Source organism: Leucobacter faecis (genome assembly GCF_054456695.2).
This window is the reverse complement of sequence record NZ_JBTJER020000004.1, coordinates 276382-297065: the sequence shown is the minus strand read 5'-3', so window position 1 is coordinate 297065 and position 20684 is coordinate 276382. Positions and strand designations below refer to the sequence as shown.

Genomic DNA, 20684 nt, shown 5'->3' with positions numbered 1-20684 from the left:
GCTTTCTTCAAGGGTGTGGTTTGAGGCTATCGGGCCGGTTTGCGGCCGCGATGAAAGATCCGGATCTGCCGCTTACGCCATCTGCGGGTAGCGCGCCAGGGCGCGCTCTGCCCCGACCGAGACCCGTGCGATCGCGACGGTGGGGGCGATGGCGGCGAAGCTCACGAGGCCCATGAGCAGCGTGAACAGGGGCACGCCGAGCCACGCGATGAACACGCTGCCGATGAGCGGCGCGAAGCTAGAGCCGACGAGGTAGGCGCCCAGCAGGGGGCCCGACCAGCGGCCGCGCGCGTCGAGACCCGCGGCGGTCGCGATGAACAGCGAGAACGCGAACGCATAGATTGCATTGACCGCGATGATCAGGGCCGCGAGCACGACGGGATCGGCGGTGAGACCGATCGCGATCTTCACGCCGCCGCCGAGGGCGAGCGCGATCGCGAGCGGCAGGGCGCGGCCGATGCGGTCACCCGCGACGGTGACGAGCAGCATGCCGAGGATTCCGCCGGCAGCCGCGAGGCTGAGCGTGAAACCGAGGGGTTTCTCGCCTAAGCCGACGGCGTCGCCGAGCACGGGAGCCATCGTCCAGATCGCGTCTTCGCTCGTACCCCACAGCGCAAACACGACGAGCACGCCGATGCCCGCAATGGTGATGCGGCGCGGGGCCGCGATCTTGAGGGTGCTCGTCACGTCGACGGGGGCGGCGTGCTCGGGGGAGTTCGGCAGCCAGGCGACGAGCGCGAGGCCCGCGAGCGAGATGAGTGCCAGTGTGGTGAACACGCTCAACTGCGTGATGCCCACGAGCGGAATGATCGCGAGCACGATCGTGATGAGCACGCGGTTGGTGAGCCCGCTCGCCGCCGCGACCCGATTGGGGTTGCGCAGGGCGGCGATGGCCGCGCCCGAGGTGGAGATGGCGGTGCCAACACCCGCTCCGCCCGCGATCAGCGCGACCGCCGCGACCGCCGGGGTGGCGATGGCCGCGCCCGCACCAAACGCCACGACGGCGACGACGAGGCCCGCGGCCGCGAGTGGGCGGCGGCGCGCGCCTGAGGCGAGACGTGAGCTTGCGAGCCCCACAACGGCCGAGGCGAGCAGCGCCCACGTGAGCACGTTGCCGCCCGCGATTGGGTCGAAGCCGAGCCCGCTAAGCGCAGTCAGAATGTGGGGCGCGAGGTTTGCCATCATGAGGCTCGCGAGCGCCACGATGAAGGTGGCGCTACCGTTTCTGGCAGTGAGGCGTAAGCGGGGGTCAGTCATGGGAGTCTCGATTCCGGCGTCGTCGGCGGTGGGTGGGGTGGCGCTTGGGGTGGTGTCCGTCATGCTGCGCGAGCTTGCGAGTCGCAGTATCCAAAATGCACCCACAACTTGCAGCCACGATTAACCGAAACACTTTCGGTTAATCGTGTTTATCGTGCCCCCTGTGGGAAGATCTGTCAAGTAGACGCCCAGTCAAGGAGGATCAGTGGCACGCCCCCGCACCACCAAGCTCAGCCCCGAGATCATCGGCCGCGCCGCGATTGACTACGTCGAAGCGGGCAACGACCTGCAGCTCGTGCCCCTCGCGAAACGACTCGGGGTGAGCGTCTCGTCGCTATACCATCACGTGGCCGGGCGCGACGGCGTGATCCAAGCCATGCGGCAGGTGCTCGTGCCCGAGTACATCCCTGCCGCGCCCGCCGGGGCGGCAGAAGGTGACTGGGAGGCGCGGATCCGGAGCGAGGTCGAACTCACCTGGCGCATGTACGCCGATCACCCGCGGGTGCTGCAGCTCATGCTCACCGTGGTGATCGACGAGCCCGATGTGCTGCGGTTTTACTCGGTGCTCACCGATGCGCTCGGTGAGGCCGGGGTGCCCGATGACGAGATTCTCACGACCATCGAAGTGATTGACGCGTTCACGTTTGGTGCCGCGCTCGACGCGCTCTCGCCCGACGAGATCCTGCGGCCGGGCGAGACGGGCGGCAAACTTGCCGAGCTGCTGCCCGCCCACCCTGTGGGTCGCGTGCGCAACCGGCGCGTGTTCGACCGGGGGCTCGACCTGTTGCTCGCCGGCGTGCGGGCGGGCGCAGGGAGCGGGCCTGAGGGAGCGCGTGGAGCGAGCGGGGCGCGTGGAGCGCGTGGGTCGCGGGAGCCGCGTGGCTGACGTGCGCGTACGTGCCCCGCTCTGGACGCCCGTAGCCGCGGGGATCGTGTGCAGCCTGGTGGCCTTCACAGCCGCCTTCGCGGTGGTGCTCAGCGGGCTGCAATCGGTCGGCGCTACCCCCTCGCAGGCCGCGTCGGGGCTGCTCGCCGTCACCGTCACGATGGGCGCCGCGAGCATCCTGCTGTCTTGGCGTTACCGCATGCCCATCACCTCAGCCTGGTCGACCCCCGGCGCCGCGCTGCTCATGACGACGGGCCTCGTGACCGGGGGCTGGCCTGCCGCGATCGGCGCGTTCATCGCCTGCGGCGTGCTGCTCACCATCACCGGGTTGTGGCCGGGCCTTGCCCGGCTCGTGCAGCGGATCCCGGTGCCCCTCGCGCAGGCGATGCTCGCGGGGATCCTGCTGCCGTTGTGTATCGCCCCGGTGACGGCCCTCGTAACAAACCCGCTGCCCGTCGCGCCCATCGTGGTGACCTGGCTCGTGATGACGCGGGTGAGCCCCAAGTGGGCGGTGCCGGTGGCGCTCGCGGTCGGGATGGTGGCGATCGCGGTGAGCCTCAACGTCGCGGGGGCGGTGCCCGCGGCCAGCACGCTCATTCCGCACATCGAGTGGACCACCCCCACGGTGACACTGCAGGCGCTCACCGGTGTGGCGTTGCCGCTGTACATCGTGACGATGGCGTCACAGAACATTCCCGGTGTCGCCGTCATGTCGGGCCTCGGATACACCGTGCCCTGGCGGCCCGCCCTCACGGTCACCGGCATCGCCTCGATCGTGAGCGCCCCGTTTGGTGGGCACGCGGTCAACCTTGCCGCGATCAGTGCCGCGCTCGCCGCCGGCCCCGAGGCCGGGCCCAAAGAGCGACGGTGGGTGGCCGGTGTCGCCGCGGGTGTGAGCTATCTCGTGCTGGGAGCGTTGAGCGCGGGCCTCGCGACCGCCGTGCTCGCTGCCCCCGCAGCGATCGTGCAGACGGTCGCGGGCATCGCACTGTTTGCGACCTTCGCTGCGGCGTGCACGAGCGCAATGGCAGACCCGGGGCTGCGATTGCCGGCCGCGGTCACACTCGCGGTCGCAGCATCGGGAGTGAGCGCTGGCGGCCTCAGCTCGGCGTTCTGGGCACTCGTGGCCGGCATTGTGCTGGCCGCGTTGCTCGCGCCGCGCTCTGCGGTCAAGAAGAGGTCGCGGCAATAGGGCTGCTGCCGCAGAGTTTCTGCAGTCGGCCCCTCTATAACTCGGTCAGCCACACGATCGCGGTCATGTTTTGCCCCTCTCGGGGCCGCAGGTGGTGGTTATGAGCCCTCATAACCACCACTCGTGGCCCCACGCGCGCGAGGGCAGGCCCTCGTGGGCGCCTGTGTCCGCATACACTCGGGGTGTGACTATGCGACGCGGAGCTCTCATTGGCGTGATTCTGGCGTGCGCGGCGCTCGCCGCCTGCCTCGTCGCGGTGCTGTGGCGCGGCGACGCTCGGGCGAGCGGCGCTGCGGCGGCGGCTGCGTCTGCCGGGGCCGGGGCTGGGGTCGGGGCTGGGGCCGGGCACCAAAGCCCCGACACCGATGGCACAACCGTGACCGACGTCACCGTGACCGACCTCGCCGTGCCGGGGCCCGCGGCGCGAGCTGGCGGCGGCAAGCCGCGATCCGGAGCGAACGGCAGCTCGCCCACCGCCGCAAGAGCGGCCCAGGCGAGTGAGCACAGCGCGAGCAGCCCCGGCAGCCGCAGCAGCGCCGCCAGCGAGCAGCGTGCCGGCGGCGGGATCAACCGCGCAGGCTCGGCCGAGATCGCGGTGCGGCGCTACGACCCAGCCCCCGCGACGCCCGGGGAAGCGGCAGAACCGTGGGCGACGCTCGTCTGGGCCCACGGCGGATCGTTCGTGCGCGGCGGCCTCGATATGCCCGAGGCCGACTGGGCCGCGCGGCAGTTCGCGGCCGCGGGCATGCGCGTCTACTCGGTCGATTACGTGCTCGCGAGCGACACGGTGAAGGCTCCGGCGCCCGCGAACGACGTCGCCGCGGTCGCCCGCTGGGTCGAGCGCACCGAGTGGGCCCCGCTCGTGATCGGCGGCGCGAGCGCGGGAGCGCACCTCGCCGCTCTCGCCGCGCTCGACCGGGCCGAGGCTGCGCGCGCGGGTGATGGGGCGCCCGCGGTCGCCCTGCTGCTCGAGTACCCCACGCTGCACCGCGTGCAGCGCCCCGATGCCGCGCTGGCCGAGTCAACGGCGGGGCTCGCTGAGGGGCTGCGATTTGCTCCGGATCGCATCGCCGCGATGTACGCCACCCATTTGGGCGAGGAGCCGGGTGATGGTGTTGGCGTTGGTGTTGGTGTTGGTGGCGTTGGTGGCGTTGGTGGAGTTGGTGGCGTTGGTGGCGTTGGTGCTGGCGTGGGTGGTGGTGTTGATGGAGTATCGCCGCTGGTTGTGGGAGAAATCGGGCCCGAGCGGCTGGGGCTACTGCCGCCGACCGTGATTGTGAACGCCGAGTTCGACGACCTGCGGGCGTCGGGCGAGCAGTTCGCCGAGCAACTCGCGGTCGCCGGGGTGCGCGTGGTCGAATACACGCAGGCTGGCACCGTGCACGGCTACCTCAACCGTCCGACCGAGTCGCCCGAGGCGACAGCCAGTGCGCAGCAGACGATCGACCGGCTAGTGGCTGGCGCGCGCGAAGCGGTCGGCCAATAGCGCGTCGGTAGCCTTCTCTCAGGCGGTCTCCCCGCAGGCCCGTGCGTGACGTTCGGTATCGATGCGACGAGACAGTATCGAAATGACGAGTCGGCATTGAAATGACGAGTCGGTATCGAAATGACGAGTCGGTATCGAAATGACGTATTTATCGGGCAGGTTCGTCATTTCGATGCCGCCTCGTCGTCCCCCGTCACTCCCACCCCGTCATTCTGCGCCCGCTGCCACACCCGTCATTCTGCGCCCGCTGCCACACCCGTAATTCTGCGGCGGCGGCCCACCCCGTCATTCTGCGGCGGCGAAGCCGATCGCAGAATCCAGCACACTCGTGCTCCGCAATGCTCCGCGCTCTCGACCTGCGCCGGCGTTCGTGCCACGATGGAGGCGTCGAGGGCGCGCCGCCGACGTCGTGCCGAGACGTTTAAAGAATGGAGTGCGTGATGCGCTACTTGCTACTGGTTCAGGGTGCCCCGCCCGAGGAAGACGCGGCGCGCGACGCCGCACGCATTGAAGGCGACATCGCGTTCGCGGCGAAGCTCGATGATGAGCTCTCGGCGACGTCTGAGCTCGAGTGGAGTGAGGTGCTGGGGCCGGGCGACCGGTCGCGCGTCGTCGGCCCCGACGGTTCGGCTTGGTCGGGCGGAGTCACAGGGGTAACGCGGGTGTGGGCGGTGCGCGTGGGCACGCTCGATCGTGCCCACGAGCTGGCGGGCCGTATCGCAAGCGAACTGGGCGTCAATGTGGAAGTGCGCGAATGTTTGGCGGGCGCGCAGCGGCCCTAGCCTGGCCGTGAACGCGAAAGGGTCGCACTGCAAGGTGAGAGATGCTATCTATATGCGCCAATAGCAGGTTAAACTGCTAGCTATAGATGCCATCTACGATGAAGGTGCAACGTGGTGGGTCGAACTTCGCCTGCTCGCCAGCGGCGGCTCGTGACGCTGGGTGAAAACGTGCAGGCCTGGCGCAAGTTACAGGGCATGAGTGCTTCAGAGCTGGCTCGTCGCGCCCACGTAACGCGTGAAACCCTGCGCGCCATCGAGCAGGGAACGGGGTCACCCAAATTGGACTCGCTCATGTCGGTGATCACGGCACTCGGGTTCGCCGACCACTTTGTGTCGGGTGCCGACCCCTTCAACACGGACTCCGGCCGGGCGCTGGCCCTCCAACGGGCTGACAAGCGGCGAAGCTAGCACCGATTCAGAACAGGGCCGCAGCGCGGGCGCGGGTGTCTACTCAGCCCTGGCTCCCGTTCGTGATGCGCGGACTATGCCTTCATGAACTGGTGCGCTGAATAGGAGGCTTCCAACATCACGCCGAGATCGCCTCGACGATCTTGCCGCTCTCGCTGAGTCGTCTAACCTGCCCGGCTACACCCTTCATCGTGCGCGAGCAGATTGCTTCACACTGGTCGCCTCAAGCAGCCCGAGCTGCTCTGGACGACACCCTGCACCGCCGCAGAGCTCCTGCGATCTCATCGCGGTAAAATTGATGGAGACGGGAGGCATGATTGGGTACGTCGAAACTTAGCGCTGAACAGCGACGGTTGCGTGCAGTGGTAGACGCCCGGCGGTCATCTGAGCTTGAGGGGTCACGGAGCACAGACGAGACCCGTCTCGACCAAGATGCCTACGTTCGTGGCGAGATCGATATCGATCAGCTGGGCCAACGAGTGCGTGAGCGTTACGGGATGTCTTGACCAATTTGCGGCCTTGCGAGCATGAAGGTAGTGAGTCCGGTTGGAGCGGGTGTTTCAGCGCTTGGGCAGCGCTGTGCAGACTAGGCCCGAGTGAGCTGGTGCGCGCGCTGATAAGACACTCCCAGCACCTCGCCGATCTCGCGCACACTCATGTGGAACTCTTCATGCAGCTGCCGGGCCGCCGCTCGCGCGGCCGCAGCCGCGGCCGACTGCGACTGCTTTGCGATCTCGCGCAGCCGTGAAGCCTCACTCAGCTGCGCTTCTACTGCGACAGGGAGCACCGGTACGACAGATATCGTGATTTCGTGCTCGGGCAACTCGGTCACAAATGAGATCGCTTCGATAATCTCGTCGGCCTCGCTGAGCCGTCGAACCTGTGTGATCGCGCCCGGCGCTTCGTCGGCTTGAAGCACCCACCATTTGCCCGAACGTTCCGCGTGAACTGTGAAGTGACTCACCGCCACCACCCCTTTCCAAACTCGGCTGCAAACTGATCGAAGAACTTACGCGCAGTGAGATCATCAATCTCGTTGTGGCGACCCAACGTTGACTTGGTGTTGCCGATCTTGATGCCCGTGTGATTGGTGAGCTCAGTTTCAGCGTAGGAAACCCCTGACTTCTTGGCCTCGTTACGCAGCTTCTTGAGAACAGCAGTGCGTTTCATGCTACACCTCTACTCCTCACTAGACAACTGTGTCTAGTGTGCTCTTGTTTTCTATTCAAGACTTGATCTGGGCGATTGAATTCTTGCCTGTAGCGGGGAGTATACGTGCGGTGAAGTCTGGGAGCGCAAGCCCCTGGGGTACGATCCTCGTATGCAGCTCAGCAGCAATGACGCAAAGTATCTGGGCCTCGCCGTCGAGGAGGCCGAACTCGGCTGGAACGAGGGCGGCGTGCCCATCGGTGCCGCGTTGGTGCACCACAGCAAACACGGCGACAGAGTGCTCGCGGTGGGGCGTAATCAGCGCGTACAGATGGGGAGCGCGATTCGGCACGGCGAGACCGATTGCCTTGAAAACGCGGGGCGCCTCCCTGCGAGTGTGTATCGCGAATGCACGCTCTATACGACACTGTCCCCCTGCACCATGTGCGCGGGAGCGGCCGTGCTCTATGACATTCCGCGCATTGTGATCGGCGAGAACCGAAGCTTTCAGGTGTCTGAGGGATGGCTCGCAAGCCACCGCGTCGAACTCGTCATCGCCGACGACGAGACCTGCATCGCCCTCATGCAGCGCATGCTCAGCGAGCGCCCCGAGGTTTGGGCCGAGGACATCGGCGTCGATGTTGACGATCTCGCGAGCTAACGTGATGCGCGCCCCGAACTCGACGGCCAACCGAGCCGCCAGCTGCTAGTCCTAACTGCCCTAGCCGGCGAGCGCGGCGAGCAGGCCGTCGACGTCGGCCTCGGTCGTGTCGAACGCGCACATCAAGCGGTACAGGCCCGGCTCGGTGGGCCACTGGCCAAACCGGTACTGCGCCTGCGCGCGCGCCGCGCGCTCCTGTGGCAAGCGCACAAAAACGGCGTTCGACTCAACTGGATGCGCGATCCGGATCGCGGAATCAGTGCGCGCCAGCAGCTCAATGCTGGCCGCGAGCCGGGCGGCCATCGCGTTCGCGTGGCGCGCCGAGCGCAGCCACAGATCGCCGTCGTAGAGCGCGTTCAGCTGGGCCGAGGTGAAGCGCATCTTCGACGCGAGCTGCAGATTCAGCTTGCGCAGGTAGGGCATGCCGGGCGCGCTGCCGGGCCGCAGCACGACGACCGCCTCGGCTCCCATCAGGCCGTTCTTCGTGCCACCGAGGCTCACGATGTCGGCGCCCGCATCGGTGGTGAGCTCGGCGAGCGTTGTGCCCAGGTGCGCGGCCGCGTTGGCGAGCCTCGAGCCGTCGACGTGCAACAGCATGCCGTGCTCGTGCGCTTGATCGGCGAGCGCCCGAATCTCGGCGGGCGTGTAGCAGGTACCCAGCTCGGTGACCTGCGAGATCGAGACAGCGAGGGGCTCGGCCCGGTGCTCGTTACCCCAGCCCCACGCTTCGTGCGCAACGAGATCGGGGGTGAGCTTGCCGCCGGGGGCGTCGACCGTGAGCAGCTTCAGCCCGCCCGTCTTCTCGGGGGCGCCCGTTTCGTCGCAGTTGATGTGTGAAGAGCGGGCACAGATCACGGCACCCCAGCGCGGCAGCACCGCCTGCAGTGCGAGCACGTTCGCGCCCGTGCCATTGAGCACGGGGAACGCCTCGGCCTGGGTACCGAAGATCTGTTTGGCGAGCGCGTGAAAGTGAGCGGTCTGGGAGTCGCCGCCGTAGGCGGGCTCGTGACCTGTGCCCGCGCGGGCAAGGGCGTCGAGCACCTCTGGGTGCACGCCCGCCCAGTTGTCTGAGGCGAATGAAGTGGAAGCTGCGCTGCTGGAGTTCATCGAAGTCACAGGATAAGCCTACGGGCAGCCGGTTGTGCACAGGGCTGTGGATCTATCCACGGGTCTATCCCCGAAGTTATCCACAGGAGTTATCCACCTGTTAGTAAGTGTTGTGGATTCGTCCACAATCCGTGGAAAATCTCGAATTGGCGCGCTGGTGCCTGTGAAATGCCCGCCGCGCCCGGTGTGCTAACTCACTTTTCACAACTTACCCACACATTTATCCCCAGCTGTGAGTAATTACATCCGTGTAGTTCTCGAAATGGGGATGGGGATAACTTTGCCGGTTGCTGGGTGTGTGTAAAAGTCGGCTACACATCGACCCGAACGGGGCAAAAGAGCGGCGTTTGGGGCGGTGAATCGAGGCGCCTGTGGATAATTACACGCGTGTGATTCAACACTTGTGGGAATTATTGGCCCTCGTTTTGCCGCATGAAATCAACGAAGTTGGGTGCTTCGCAAAGCTGCCCGGGCGCGCCCTTCACAAAGTTGCCCACAGCTTTCCTCACGGTTGTGGATAACTGTGTATAACCTGCCGTGGGCGCTGCCGCGGGCGCTGCCGCGGGCGCTGCCGCGCGAAGCCATCCACCGACCGGTGGATACGAAGATCAGCCGCCAGACCCCTACCGCGCCCGCGCGGCGAACGAAAAGATTAGAGCATGAGCATTCAAGAAGAAGTCGTGGGGCCACCTGACCCCGCCAGCCTCGCCGTGAGCGTGCGCGGGCTCACGAAACGCTACGGCGCGCAGCAGGTGCTCGCGGGGCTCGATCTCGACATCGCGCGCGGCGAAACGTACGCCCTGCTCGGCCCCAACGGCGCGGGCAAGAGCACAGCGATCGAGACGCTCGAAGGGCTACGTCGCCCCGACGCGGGCACCGTGCAGGTGCTCGGCGAGCAACCGCTGAACGCGCCGCGCGGCTGGCGCTCACGCATCGGCATCGTTGCGCAGACCACGGGCGACCTCGGCCCCTACACGCCCCGCGAACTCGTAAACCACTTTGCGGCGCTTTCGCCTCGCCCGCGCCCCACCGACGAGGTGCTCGATCTCGTCGGGCTCACCGCCCAGGCGGGCAAGCGCGCCAACAAGCTCTCGGGCGGCCAGCAGCGCCGCCTCGACGTTGCCCTCGGCATCGTCGGCAACCCCGAACTGCTGTTTCTCGACGAGCCGACGACCGGATTCGACCCCGAGGCTCGCCGCCAGTTCTGGAGCATGCTGCAGGGGCTCAGCGCCGAGGGCGTCTCGATCTTGCTCACCACGCATTACCTCGACGAGGCCGCGCAGCTCGCAGACCGCGTCGGCGTGCTCACCGGCGGCCAGATAGTGGCCGAAGCACCCCCGGCGCTCCTCGGCGGGGCCGAAGCCCGTGTGCCGATCGTGCGCTGGCGAGACGCCAAGGGGGAGCTGCGGGAGGAGCGCACCGAGGCACCCGCCGCGCTCGTGCGCCAGCTCAGCGCGCTCCGCGAGAACGGCGAGAGCGGCGAGAACGTCGAACCCACCGAACTCGCAGTGCGTAGGCCCTCACTCGAAGACATCTACCTTGGCCTGATCGCCGAGGACCGCATCGTGCACGACGCACCCCAAGAGTCCGCAACCTCCGCCGCGACCGTCGTGGCCACGCGCACCACTGCACCGCACACCAGCAAGAAGAAGGCTGAGGCCACACGATGAACACGCACTCCGCTGCTGCGCCACCCAAGTCAAGGCCCACCTCGCCCACGGCGGTGGGTGCACACGGCTGGGCTCGATCCGGATCGCACACCGCCGTCGCCCCTAAACCCGTGGGCATCTGGCGGGCCGGGGCCGCCGCGATGCGCATGGAGCTGCGCGCCTACTTTCGTACGACGGACACGGTGTTCTTCACCTTCTTGTTTCCGATCTTGATGCTGGGCATTTTTGGCGTCGCGTTTGAATCGGCGGGCGAGATCGGCGCGAAGCCCGACGGCACCGGCGGCGTCACGATGGCGGGGTACTACCTGCCGGGCATGGTGGCCGCCGCGCTGCTGCTGTCGGGGGTGCAGAACCTCGCGATCGATATCGCGCGCGAACGCAGCGAAGGGTGGCTGCGGAGGCTGGGAGGCACGTCGATGTCGCCGGTCTCGTACTTTCTGGGTAAGGCGGGCATGATTCTCGCCACCTCGATCGCGCAGGTCGCCCTGCTGTTCGCGTTCGCCGTGTTTGCGCTGGGGGTCGAGCTGCCAAGCGACCCGGCGCTGTGGCTGCGGTTTGCGTGGCTGTTTGTGCTCGGCATCGCCACGATGACCCTGCTGGGGGTCGCGCTGTCGGCGCTGCCGCGCACCTCGCGTAGCGCCACCGCCGTCGTGCTACCCATCGTGCTGCTGCTGCAGTTTGTGTCGGGCGTCTACCTGCAATTCTCGATGCTGCCAGTATGGCTGCAAGACGTGGCCTCACTGTTTCCGCTGAAGTGGCTCGCGCAGGGCATGCGCAGCGTGTTTCTGCCCGAGCACTTCGCCGCGGCTGAACAGTCGGGTGGCTGGGACCTGGGGCTCGTCGCGCTGAACCTCGCGGGCTGGCTCGTCGCGGGGCTCGTGCTGAGCCTCATCACGTTCAGGTGGGTGCGCCGGTCGTGAGCGGCGACGGTCTTGCGCGGCACCGCCGTGAGAGAGTAAACCCATGACCTCTGCCGCGCCGCTCTCGCGCACACCACTGCGATGGTGGGACGTGGGTGTCACCGCGCTCACGCTGCTGTTGTGCGTGCCGGGCGGCGCGGGCGCCATCGACTGGGCAGACGCGGGCAGCGGCGCAGGCGGTCGCCTCGCCCTCAACCTCGGCGTGCTCGCCGTCTTCGCGCTGCTCTACGTGGTGCTGGGCCGCGCGGCGCTGCTGCGCGGAATGCGCGACGCAGACGCCACTCACACCCCCACCCGCAGCCGCGTCTTTCTCGTGCTGCTCGTCGTAACGCTCGGGGTCGCCACGCTCGTCGAACCGAGCTACGCCACGCTGCAGGCGCTCGCCCACCCCATGGCCTGGGTGATCGTGCCCCGGTACCGCACGGCCGTCGCCTGGAGCGCGGCGCTCGCCGCCGCCATTGGCGCGGGCTCGAGCGTCGCATATGCGCGGGCGGGCATTGAGTATCCCGTGTGGACTGCACTCGTGATTGCAGGCCTCTCGTTTGGATTTGCGGTGATTCTTGGCACCTGGATCTCGCGCATCTTCGACCAGTCAGAGCGCTACCGGGCCATCGCGGCAGAGCTGCGCGCATCACAGCGCGACGTGGCCCGGCTGTCGACTGAGGCGGGCGCGGCACAGGAGCGCGAACGGCTGTCGCGCGAGCTGCACGACACGCTCACGCAGACCCTCGCAGGCCTCGTCATGCTCAGCGAGCAGGCCACCCGCGCGCTCGACTCGGGTGACACCGACCGCACCCGCGATCGCCTCGAGCGGGTCGAGTTGGCCGCCCGGGAGGCCGTGATTGAGGCGCGCGCCATCGTAGCGACCACGCAGCCGCTCGGCGACGGCGGGCTCGAAGCCGCCATCGAGCGGGTTGCCCTGCGCATGGCCGCCGACACGGGGCTCGACATCGTGTGCACGCTCGCCGGCTCGGCGATGCTCAGCCGCGAGCTGCAGGTCGTGCTGCTGCGCGCCACCCAGGAGGGGCTCGCGAACGCCCGCAAACACGCCCGCGCCACCCGCGTCGAGGTCACGCTCACCCACTCACCGAACGGAGACACCCGCTTGCTCATCACCGATAACGGCGTAGGCCCGGCGCAGGCCGCCCTCGCCCCCGCAGGTTTCGGGCTCAGCGGCCTCGCCCAGCGCGTGCGCGAGGCCGGCGGTGAGGTGTCGTTTGGCCCGGGAGACCGCGGCGGCGCGCGGCTCGAAGTGCTGCTGCGACGCGGAGAAGGCGCGGCATGATCCGGATCATGGTGGTCGACGACCACCCCGTGGTGCGCGCGGGGGTGTCGGGGTTGCTCGAAACCGAACCCGATTTTGAAGTCGTGGGAGAGGCAGCCTCAGGGGAGGAGGCGCTCGAGCTCGCGGCGGTGGCGCGGCCCGACGTGGTGCTGATGGACCTGCGCATGCCCGGCATGGGCGGCGTTGAAGCGACTCGACGCATCACCGAGGGGCAGGCGCGGCCGCCGCGCGTGCTCGTGTTCACCACGTACGAAGATGACGACCAGATTCTCGCGGCCATCGAGGCGGGCGCGAGCGGATACCTGGTGAAGGCGGGCCCCGCCGAAGAGTTGGCGGCGGGCGTGCGCGCGGTAGCGGCGGGGCAGACGGTGCTTGCGCCCCGGGTCGCCGCACAACTGGTGGCCCGAGCTACGGGCGCGGGTGGGTGGGGGCTGGGAGCCGGAGCGGACACCGCCCCCAGCCTGACACCGCGCGAGACCCAGATCTTGGGGCTCGTGGCCGAGGGGCTCAGCAACCCGGCGATCGCGCGGCGGCTCGTGATTGGCGAGTCAACCGTGAAGACGCACTTGCTGCACGTGTTCGAGAAGCTGGGTGTGCAGGATCGCACTCGCGCCGTGATGCGCGCGCTCGAACTCCGGCTGCTGCCCGACCCGCGCGGTGACTGAGCACGCTAGGCGGTCTCTGCGTGTGCTGACCGCTGAGCGGTGCGTGTGCTGAGCGCTGAGCGGTGCGTGTGCTGAGCGCTGCGTGCGCCAAGACATCGTGCGGCCAAAAGTGGGTGTTATCAGGGCCGATAACACCCACTTTTGGCCGCACGCCCCCTTTGCCAGGCTGCAACACACCTATTCGCCGGAGGCATCGATCTTTGGTGCAGCGGATGTGGGGCCGGATCTAGGCGGACTCTTCGCGCCAGCCGGTGGTGACGTCGACCCAGGTGACGGCGCTGCTGAGTGACTGGAGCGCCTTGATGTCGATCTCGACGGCCGAGGTGGCGGTGCCGGCGGCGGGGTAGACCGTGTCGAACCGGCGCAGCGACTCGTCGAGGTAGACGCGGGCGCCTGCGGGGTTGGCGAAGGGGCAGACGCCGCCGACGGGGTATCCGGTGAGTGGGGCGACGTCTTCGCCCTTGAGCATGCGTGGCTTGCCGCCAAACTGGCGTTTGAACATGCCACCGTTGACCTTGACGTCACCCGCCGCCACGATGAGCACGGCCCGCTCGGGCGCATCGGGGTCGTAGAAGCCCAGCGTTTTGGCGATGCGACCGGGGGTGGTGCCCACCTTTTCGGCGGCGAGCTCGACGGTGGCGCTCGACTCGGCGAACTCTAAAATCTCGCCCGACCAACCCTGCTCGGTGAGGTGTGCGCGTACCCGTGTGACTCCCATGTCGTTCCTTTCGTAGGCTGCGTTCCAGGGTAGCGCGCGGTGGCTGCCCCGCCGCCCAACCCCAACCCTTGAAATATGCGCGACAAGTTCCGTCTAAGGCTGCGGCTTAAGCAGAACTTGTCGCGCATATTTTGGGGCCCCGGGGTTGACACGAGCCCCACAGCCTCCTAAGTTCATTAGTGAAGTAACTAACCAATGGGGTGGTGGCCACGCAAGAACCGACCAGCCGCCCCCGCGAACTCCGAAGGGACGTGGCACATGTTCGACGACGCGCGCCCCATCTTTGTGCAGCTGGCCGAGCAGATCGAAGACGACGTGTTGCGCGGCGTCTACGCTGAGGAGTCGCAGGTGCCCTCCACCAATGAACTCGCAGCGTTTTTGCGCATCAACCCCGCGACGGCGGGCAAGGCGCTCAATCGTCTCGTCGACGCAGGCGTGCTGTACAAGCGCCGCGGCATCGGCATGTTTGTGGCCGCTGGCGCCAAAGCGCTCATCGCGGCAGCCCGCCAGCACGACTTTGCCGAGCGCTACGTCGAACCTCTCGTCGTCGAGGCGCGCAACCTCGGCCTGGGGCGGGCTGACGTGCTGCGGCTGGTCGAAACCGCGACGGCCTGGCAGGCGGGGGATCACGGGATAGTCCCACTGCGCCCAGGCAGCACGGCTGATCCCGACACCACTAACTCTGCCGACACTACCAACGCTGTCGGTACTGCCACCGGCGCCGCTGAACCCGCCGCGGCTGCCACGCCGGCTGCCACGCCCACCGATACTCCATCGCAAGACCCCACCGCACAGGAGGCGGCACAATGACTACCATCGCCATCGAAACGCGCGGGCTCACCCGCCGCTACCGCGGCGCGACCGCTCTCGACGACGTCACCCTCGGCATTCACGAAAACGTGATCACCGGGCTGCTCGGCCGCAATGGTGCGGGCAAGACCACGCTCATGGCACTCGTCACCGCGCAGGATCAGCCCACCGCCGGCACGGTGCTCGTGGGCGGCCATGAACCCTTTGAAAACGCAGCCGTCTGCGAGCGGATGTGCTTCATTCGTGACAACCAGCGCTACCCCGACGACTACAAGCTGAGGCACGCGCTAAAGGCGGCCCGCATCGCCTACCCTGAGTGGTCACAGGCACTCGCCGACAGGCTCGTCGAGCTGTTTCGCATTCCCGCCAAAACCCAGGTGAAGAAGTTCTCGCGCGGCCAGCTCTCAGCCCTCGGTATTGTGATCGGTCTCGCAGCCCGGGCCCCCATCACCTTCTTCGATGAGCCCTACCTGGGGCTCGACGCCACCGCCCGCGCCATCTTCTACGACGAGCTGCTGCGCGACTACAGCGAGCACCCCCGCACCATCATCTTGTCGACGCACCTGATCGACGAGATGGATCGACTGCTCGAACGCGTCATCGTGCTCGACCAGGGCCGGGTCGTAAAGCACGAAGACGTCGACGACCTGCGTGCGAGTGCCTTCCAGGTCGCAGGCCGCGCCGCCGCGGTCACCGCTTTCACCGCGGGCAAACGGGAGCTCTCGCACCGCAGCATCGGCGGCCTCGCCACCGCGGTCGTTGAGGGCCACCTCGCCGCCGATGACCGAGCCGTAGCGGCCGAGCAGGGCCTAGAGCTCGGCGCGGTCTCACTGCAAGACCTCGTCGCCGCCTACGGTTTCGTCGACAACGAAGTAGCGGCGGGAGACGGGGCAGCCGCGGGCGGCGCTGGGGCAACCGGCACGGGCGGATCCGGAACAAGCGACCCGAACGACCCAAACGACCCGAACGACCCGAGCACCCCGGGCGGCACGTCACCCGCAGTAGACCAGCCCGGCACGCGCCGCGGCCGCACAGAACGGAGCGCAGCATGAACCGCACACTCAAGGTGACCCGCCTGCACCTCATCAAGCAGGCTACGTTCGCCGTCACGCCGCTCGTGATTCTTGCGATCGTCATGGTCGTGTCGATTGTGATCGCACTCGCGATTCAGCGGGCGGGCGTCAGCACCCTCAGCCCCGACTACGTCGAGGGTGCGCGATATAACTCGGCGATCGTGTGGTCGATGCCCGGATTCTTGATCTACTACGGCGTGCAGGCCGTCTCGACGACGTACCCGTTCGCGCTCGCCCTCGGCACCACCCGCCGCAACTTCATTCTCGGCACGTTTCTGGCCAACGCGCTGCAGGCGGCCTACGTCGCGGTCTTGCTGCTCGCGCTGCTGGGCCTCGAGCTCGCGACCGGGCACTGGTTCTCGAACACCTACGTGCTCGACACCTACGCGATGGGTGCCGGTAACCCGTGGATTCTGCTCGCGACCGGCTTTCTCGGCGTGCTCGGCTGCCTCACGATCGGCGGCGTGTTCGGCGCGATCTGGGTGCGGTTTGGCCCGAAGGGGCCCGCGATCGTCGGCCTCGCCCTGGGGCTGGCGGCCGCGCTCACCCTGCTGATCCTGGCCCCGGTGCTCGGCGAGGTCGTGGCATCGATCACCGGCGCGGGCCTCGCGCTCGCCGCCGTGATCATCATGGCGGTCTCGCTCATCGCCACCTGGTTCGCGATGCGCCGCGCCTCGGTCAGGTAGGGGCGCCCTGCTCGAAAGAAATATGCGCGACTAGTTCCGCTTATGGCTGCGGCTAAAGCAGAACTAGTCGCGCATATTTTGGTGCGCTGCGGCTCGGGCCGGGACGGGTCAGAGGAGCGCTGACTGGTTACGCGGCGGGCTCGGGTTCGCGCACGGTTGCTTGATCCGGATCCGGCGCTAGGGTGCCTGCCGCGGTCGTGGCCGAAACAGCGGCCGCAGCCGGTGCGGAGGCGGCAGCTGCGGCCTGAGCGGGATCGACGGCGGGGCGCCCAGCCGCGGTGTGACCAACAGTGGTGCTCTCGACAGCGGTGCTCTCGACAGTGGTGTGTTCGACATCGGTGTTGTCGAACGCGAGGCCCTTGCGGGGCGCGTTGTAGAGCTGCTCGTCGAGAATTCCCTCGCGCTTGGCGACGATCGTGGGCACGAGCGCCTGGCCCGCGACGTTGATCGCGGTGCGGCCCATGTCGACGATCGGATCGACCGCGAGCAGCAGGCCGACGCCCTCAAGGGGCAGGCCGAGCGTGGAGAGGGTGAGCGTGAGCATCACGGTCGCGCCGGTGGTGCCAGCGGTCGCAGCCGAGCCGACGACCGAGACGAGCGCGATGAGCAGGTACTGCACGATCGTGAGCTCGATGCCAAAGAACTGGGCGATGAAGATCGCAGAGATCGCGGGGTAGAGGGCGGCGCAACCGTCCATCTTGGTGGTCGCACCGAGCGGCACGGCAAACGAGGCGTAGCCGCGCGGCACACCGAGGTTGCGCTCGGTGACGCGCTCGGTCAGCGGCATCGTGCCGATCGACGAGCGGCTCACAAAGCCGAGCTGCACCGCCGGCCAGACCCCCGAGAAATACTGCTTGATCGAGAGGCCATGCGCCTTGACGAGTGTGGGGTAGACGACGAAGAGTACGATCGCGAGGCCCAGGTAGAGGGTGCCCACAAACCAGGTGAGCGAGCCCATCTTGTCCCAGCCGTACTCGGCGACCGCGTTGCCGATCAGGCCGAGCGTGCCAAGCGGGGCGATGCGAATGATCCACCACAGGATCTTCTGGATGATCGCGAGCGCTGACTCAGTGAGCTTGATAAACGGTTCGGCCTTCTCGCCGATCTTGAGGGCGGCGATGCCGACGGCGACCGAGATCACGATGACCTGCAGCACGTTGAAGCTGGCGTTGGCGCTGAGGGCTCCGGTGTCGGCGTTGACGCTGCCGCCCACGCCGAGACCGAGGAAGTTTTGGGGGACGAGGCCGATGAGAAAGTTCCACCAGGTGCCGACCGCGTAGGGGTCGCCGGGTGTGAGCTCTGACTGTGAAGCGGCGGCGCCGGGGCGCAGCACGAGGCCGAGCGCGATGCCCACCGTGACCGCGATGAGCGCGGTGATCGCAAACCACAAGAGGGTCTGGCCGGCGAGGCGGGCCGCGTTCGTCACCTTGCGCAGACCCACGATGCTCGACACGATCGCCGTGAACACGAGTGGCACCACCGCTGCCTTGAGCAGCGACACGTAGCTCGATCCGATGACGCTGAGCGTTGCGTGTAGGCCGTTCTTGTTGTCTTCTGCGTCGGGGCCGAGCGTCATGGCGATGCCGCCGAGCACCAGGCCGAGCACGAGGCCCGCGAGGATCTGCCAGCCGAACGACGTGGTCCACTTGGGGAGGCGACGCTTCTGGGTGGGCCTGGTCGGTGTTGTTGGTGTTGCTGGTGTCGCCGGGGTTACCGGTGTGGCCGGGGTTGCCGCGGGGGAGTCGAGTGGCACTGGTGGGTTCCTTTTGGTGTGCGAGCTGGCCTGGGTCAGTGAGCCGGGTGGTCGGGCCCGGTAGTGCCGGGCTCGAGCGGCTCGATCTGGTAAATCGGGCCGAGACGAGTATACGCACATATTCGTTCCAGTTATGGCACGCATCATAAAACATGACTTTATGTTGCAGGCGCGGGGCTGCGACCCCGCCCCTTGAAAATATGCGCGACTTCTTCCGTCTATGGGGGCCACTTAAGCGGAACTTGTCGCGCATATTTTCACGACGCGGCGCGGGCACGGCTCCACGCGACCCGTGTGCGGCGCCCACCCGCCGCTGCTCGGCCGCTGCGTGAACTATCTTCGTCCACAGGCACACAAAAGTAGTCAAAGTTGACCAGGTGTCGGGTTGGCTGTGGATAACCCATTCATAAGAGCGAAACCCGCCTAGCCTCGGCCACATGAGGCGACTTGCTCCGATTCAGGCCCCCGGCCTCACCGCACCCGTGGTGCGCGTGAGCGACCTCAGCGCGGCCGGCGTGAAGCGTTGGCGCCGCTACGGCTCAGACATGGTTGTGCCCATACGCGGCACGAGAGCGAGGCCGGGCACCGACGGGACCACGTGGGAAGCGCGCGTGACCGGGCTGCAACTGCTTCTCACAGAAGGCCAGTTTCTTTCCCGTCGCACGGCAGCCCGGCTCCTCAAGATTCCGCTGCCGTGGGAACCGGTGAACCCGAGCGCACTGATCCGGTTCGAAGTGGGGGCGGTGCGGCCCAGGAGGCCACCTGAGATGCGTGAAGTCATGGGGCACCAGGTGCAGCCGGGCGTTTTGAGTGGGCTGCCGAGTGCACCCGATTGGCTCCCGCACCCCGCCGATGCTTGGGCGCTCCTTGCGGCGGTGGTGGGCCTCGATGACCTGATCATTGCCGGCGACCATCTCATCTCGACAGTGCGCAAAGACCCGTCGCCATCGTGCACATTCGAGGAGCTTACTGGAGCGGTGGCTCGGTTCAAGGGATGCCCGGGAGCCGCTCGCATGCGCGAAGCGCTGCCGCAGATTCGGCCGGGGGTGGCGTCGCCGCCCGAGACTGAGTTGCGGCTGCTCGTGATGCGTGCCGGGCTGCCTGAGCCGGTGACGAACTGCCCGGTGCTAACGCCAGAGCGAACCCTGCACGCCGATCTTGGGTATCCACAGTGGCGCATCGCGATCGAATACGACGGCGCGTATCACTTCGAGAACGGCGCGGCGCAGGCCAAGTTCGACACTGCTCGCCGTGAGCGTATGCGCGCCGCTGGCTGGCGCGTGCTCACGTTCACCTCGATCGACATGCGTGACCCCGTGGAGACGCTGCGGCGCATATCTGAGGCGATTACGGAGGCGCGTGCGCTCGCCCGCTAGCCCCGCCCCACACTTGAAAATATGCGCGACTTCTTCCGTCTATGGGGGCCGCTTAAGCGGAACTTGTCGCGCATATTTTTGCCACAGGGTGAGGTTGGTCACCGTGTCTGCTCCGGATCAATGGGCGGGGGCCGCCCGGGGGTGCAGCGATAGCCTGCAGCGATAGCCAGGCGCGCTCAGCCCGTTTCGTCTACGCTTGAGCACATGGCTGATTCTTCATTTGATGTTGTGAGCAAAGTCGACTCTATGGAGGTCGAAAACGCGGTTAACCAGGCCCGCAAGGAGGTCGAGCAGCGCTACGACTTCAAGGACGTGGGGGCCGACGTTTCGCTGTCGGGCGAAAAGATCATGATCAAGGCGAACACCGAGGAACGCGCGCTCGCAGTGCTCGACGTGCTGCAGTCGAAGTTCATCAAGCGCGGCATGTCACTCAAGGTGCTCGACACGGGCGAGCCCTACCCGAGCGGCAAGGAGACCCGCATTGAGTCGAGCCTCAAGGAGGGCATCGACCAGGCCACCGCGAAGAAGCTGAACAAGCTGATTCGTGATGAGGGTCCCAAAGGCGTCAAGAGCCAGATCCAGGGCGACGAGCTGCGCGTCAGCTCGAAGAGCCGCGACGATCTGCAGACGACGATGGCGCTGCTCAAAGGTGCCGACATCGACACAGCGCTGCAGTTTGTGAACTACCGCTAAACCACCTGAGCACAGGCGCACCGGGTGATCGTGTGCGTCTGTGCGAGTCTGCGGGAGTGTGCACGAGTCTGTGCGTCTGTGCGTCACCCGACGCCGCACGTGTGTCA

General features: G+C 67.1%; 22 protein-coding genes. 16 read left to right on the top strand and 6 right to left on the bottom strand.

All coding sequences use genetic code 11. The features are described from left to right. Nucleotides 1–72 precede the first annotated feature (72 nt). Nucleotides 73–1320, bottom strand: a complete 1248-nt coding sequence (locus tag ACXR2W_RS06545; RefSeq protein ID WP_458813385.1) for an MFS transporter — start codon at nucleotides 1318–1320, stop codon at nucleotides 73–75. 142 nt (nucleotides 1321–1462) lie between these two features. On the opposite strand from ACXR2W_RS06545, the gene ACXR2W_RS06540 reads away from it, so the two are divergent. From ACXR2W_RS06540 to ACXR2W_RS06515, 6 genes are all read left to right on the top strand, one after another. Then, nucleotides 1463–2143 (top strand): TetR/AcrR family transcriptional regulator, encoded by a 681-nt coding sequence (locus ACXR2W_RS06540; protein WP_458813383.1) that lies wholly within the window; start codon nucleotides 1463–1465, stop codon nucleotides 2141–2143. Further along, a complete protein-coding gene (locus tag ACXR2W_RS06535) occupies nucleotides 2136–3335 on the top strand; it encodes a benzoate/H(+) symporter BenE family transporter (protein WP_458813381.1) in 1200 nt (399 codons plus the stop codon). The genes ACXR2W_RS06540 and ACXR2W_RS06535 overlap by 8 nt, the downstream gene beginning before the upstream one ends. 190 nt (nucleotides 3336–3525) lie before the next feature. Next, entirely contained in the window at nucleotides 3526–4821 is a 1296-nt protein-coding gene (locus ACXR2W_RS06530) for an alpha/beta hydrolase (protein WP_458813490.1), read from the top strand. Nucleotides 4822–5261: 440 nt separating this feature from the next. Continuing rightward, a complete protein-coding gene (locus ACXR2W_RS06525; protein ID WP_458813379.1) occupies nucleotides 5262–5603 on the top strand; it encodes a YciI family protein in 342 nt (113 codons plus the stop codon). A 111-nt stretch (nucleotides 5604–5714) separates the two neighbouring features. Continuing rightward, nucleotides 5715–6011, top strand: a complete 297-nt coding sequence (locus ACXR2W_RS06520) for a helix-turn-helix domain-containing protein (protein WP_458813377.1) — start codon at nucleotides 5715–5717, stop codon at nucleotides 6009–6011. A gap of 362 nt (nucleotides 6012–6373) precedes the next feature. Beyond that, nucleotides 6374–6517: an antitoxin VbhA family protein gene (locus ACXR2W_RS06515; protein WP_458813376.1), complete on the top strand. Its 144-nt coding sequence runs from the start codon at nucleotides 6374–6376 to the stop codon at nucleotides 6515–6517. Nucleotides 6518–6597: 80 nt separating this feature from the next. Here the strand turns inward: ACXR2W_RS06515 and ACXR2W_RS06510 are convergent, their stop codons facing one another. Both ACXR2W_RS06510 and ACXR2W_RS06505 read right to left on the bottom strand, forming a co-directional pair. Next, nucleotides 6598–6975, bottom strand: a complete 378-nt coding sequence (locus tag ACXR2W_RS06510; protein WP_458813374.1) for a hypothetical protein — start codon at nucleotides 6973–6975, stop codon at nucleotides 6598–6600. Beyond that, a complete protein-coding gene (locus ACXR2W_RS06505) occupies nucleotides 6972–7181 on the bottom strand; it encodes a ribonuclease PH (protein ID WP_458813372.1) in 210 nt (69 codons plus the stop codon). The genes ACXR2W_RS06510 and ACXR2W_RS06505 overlap by 4 nt, the downstream gene beginning before the upstream one ends. Nucleotides 7182–7332: 151 nt before the next feature. Between ACXR2W_RS06505 and ACXR2W_RS06500 the strand changes: the two genes are divergently transcribed. Continuing rightward, nucleotides 7333–7821: a nucleoside deaminase gene (locus tag ACXR2W_RS06500; protein WP_458813370.1), complete on the top strand. Its 489-nt coding sequence runs from the start codon at nucleotides 7333–7335 to the stop codon at nucleotides 7819–7821. Nucleotides 7822–7881: 60 nt separating this feature from the next. On the opposite strand, the gene ACXR2W_RS06495 is transcribed toward ACXR2W_RS06500, so the two are convergent. Beyond that, on the bottom strand, nucleotides 7882–8928 hold the full coding sequence (locus ACXR2W_RS06495; protein ID WP_458813488.1) for a threonine aldolase family protein: 1047 nt from the start codon (nucleotides 8926–8928) through the stop codon (nucleotides 7882–7884). Between the two features lie 659 nt (nucleotides 8929–9587). Between ACXR2W_RS06495 and ACXR2W_RS06490 the strand changes: the two genes are divergently transcribed. The 4 genes from ACXR2W_RS06490 (at nucleotide 9588) to ACXR2W_RS06475 (ending at nucleotide 13468) form a co-directional block, all read left to right on the top strand. After that, nucleotides 9588–10598: an ABC transporter ATP-binding protein gene (locus tag ACXR2W_RS06490; RefSeq protein ID WP_458813368.1), complete on the top strand. Its 1011-nt coding sequence runs from the start codon at nucleotides 9588–9590 to the stop codon at nucleotides 10596–10598. 140 nt (nucleotides 10599–10738) lie between these two features. Next, nucleotides 10739–11518: an ABC transporter permease gene (locus tag ACXR2W_RS06485; protein ID WP_458813486.1), complete on the top strand. Its 780-nt coding sequence runs from the start codon at nucleotides 10739–10741 to the stop codon at nucleotides 11516–11518. A gap of 43 nt (nucleotides 11519–11561) precedes the next feature. Next, nucleotides 11562–12803 carry a sensor histidine kinase gene (locus ACXR2W_RS06480; RefSeq protein WP_458813366.1) on the top strand — a complete coding sequence of 414 codons (1242 nt, stop codon included), beginning with the start codon at nucleotides 11562–11564 and terminating at the stop codon, nucleotides 12801–12803. Next, nucleotides 12800–13468: a response regulator gene (locus ACXR2W_RS06475; protein WP_458813364.1), complete on the top strand. Its 669-nt coding sequence runs from the start codon at nucleotides 12800–12802 to the stop codon at nucleotides 13466–13468. Before ACXR2W_RS06480 ends, ACXR2W_RS06475 begins: the two co-directional genes overlap by 4 nt. A gap of 226 nt (nucleotides 13469–13694) precedes the next feature. Here ACXR2W_RS06475 and ACXR2W_RS06470 read toward each other — a convergent pair whose 3' ends face one another. Continuing rightward, on the bottom strand, nucleotides 13695–14186 hold the full coding sequence (locus ACXR2W_RS06470; RefSeq protein WP_458813362.1) for a YbaK/EbsC family protein: 492 nt from the start codon (nucleotides 14184–14186) through the stop codon (nucleotides 13695–13697). 258 nt (nucleotides 14187–14444) lie between these two features. Between ACXR2W_RS06470 and ACXR2W_RS06465 the strand changes: the two genes are divergently transcribed. Genes ACXR2W_RS06465 through ACXR2W_RS06455 form a run of 3 tightly spaced genes read left to right on the top strand, consistent with a single transcriptional unit; the run spans nucleotide 14445 to nucleotide 16755 of the window. Next, nucleotides 14445–14996, top strand: a complete 552-nt coding sequence (locus tag ACXR2W_RS06465; protein ID WP_458813360.1) for a GntR family transcriptional regulator — start codon at nucleotides 14445–14447, stop codon at nucleotides 14994–14996. Beyond that, entirely contained in the window at nucleotides 14993–16048 is a 1056-nt protein-coding gene (locus tag ACXR2W_RS06460) for an ABC transporter ATP-binding protein (protein ID WP_458813358.1), read from the top strand. The genes ACXR2W_RS06465 and ACXR2W_RS06460 overlap by 4 nt, the downstream gene beginning before the upstream one ends. Then, nucleotides 16045–16755, top strand: coding sequence for a hypothetical protein (locus ACXR2W_RS06455; RefSeq protein WP_458813356.1), 711 nt, complete (start codon nucleotides 16045–16047; stop codon nucleotides 16753–16755). Before ACXR2W_RS06460 ends, ACXR2W_RS06455 begins: the two co-directional genes overlap by 4 nt. Nucleotides 16756–16882: 127 nt before the next feature. Here ACXR2W_RS06455 and ACXR2W_RS06450 read toward each other — a convergent pair whose 3' ends face one another. Further along, nucleotides 16883–18331, bottom strand: coding sequence for a dicarboxylate/amino acid:cation symporter (locus tag ACXR2W_RS06450; RefSeq protein ID WP_458813484.1), 1449 nt, complete (start codon nucleotides 18329–18331; stop codon nucleotides 16883–16885). A gap of 614 nt (nucleotides 18332–18945) precedes the next feature. Between ACXR2W_RS06450 and ACXR2W_RS06445 the strand changes: the two genes are divergently transcribed. Both ACXR2W_RS06445 and ACXR2W_RS06440 read left to right on the top strand, forming a co-directional pair. After that, nucleotides 18946–19884 carry an endonuclease domain-containing protein gene (locus ACXR2W_RS06445; protein WP_458813354.1) on the top strand — a complete coding sequence of 313 codons (939 nt, stop codon included), beginning with the start codon at nucleotides 18946–18948 and terminating at the stop codon, nucleotides 19882–19884. Nucleotides 19885–20088: 204 nt separating this feature from the next. Continuing rightward, nucleotides 20089–20577: a YajQ family cyclic di-GMP-binding protein gene (locus ACXR2W_RS06440; protein ID WP_458813352.1), complete on the top strand. Its 489-nt coding sequence runs from the start codon at nucleotides 20089–20091 to the stop codon at nucleotides 20575–20577. The last annotated feature ends 107 nt before the right edge of the window (nucleotides 20578–20684 follow it).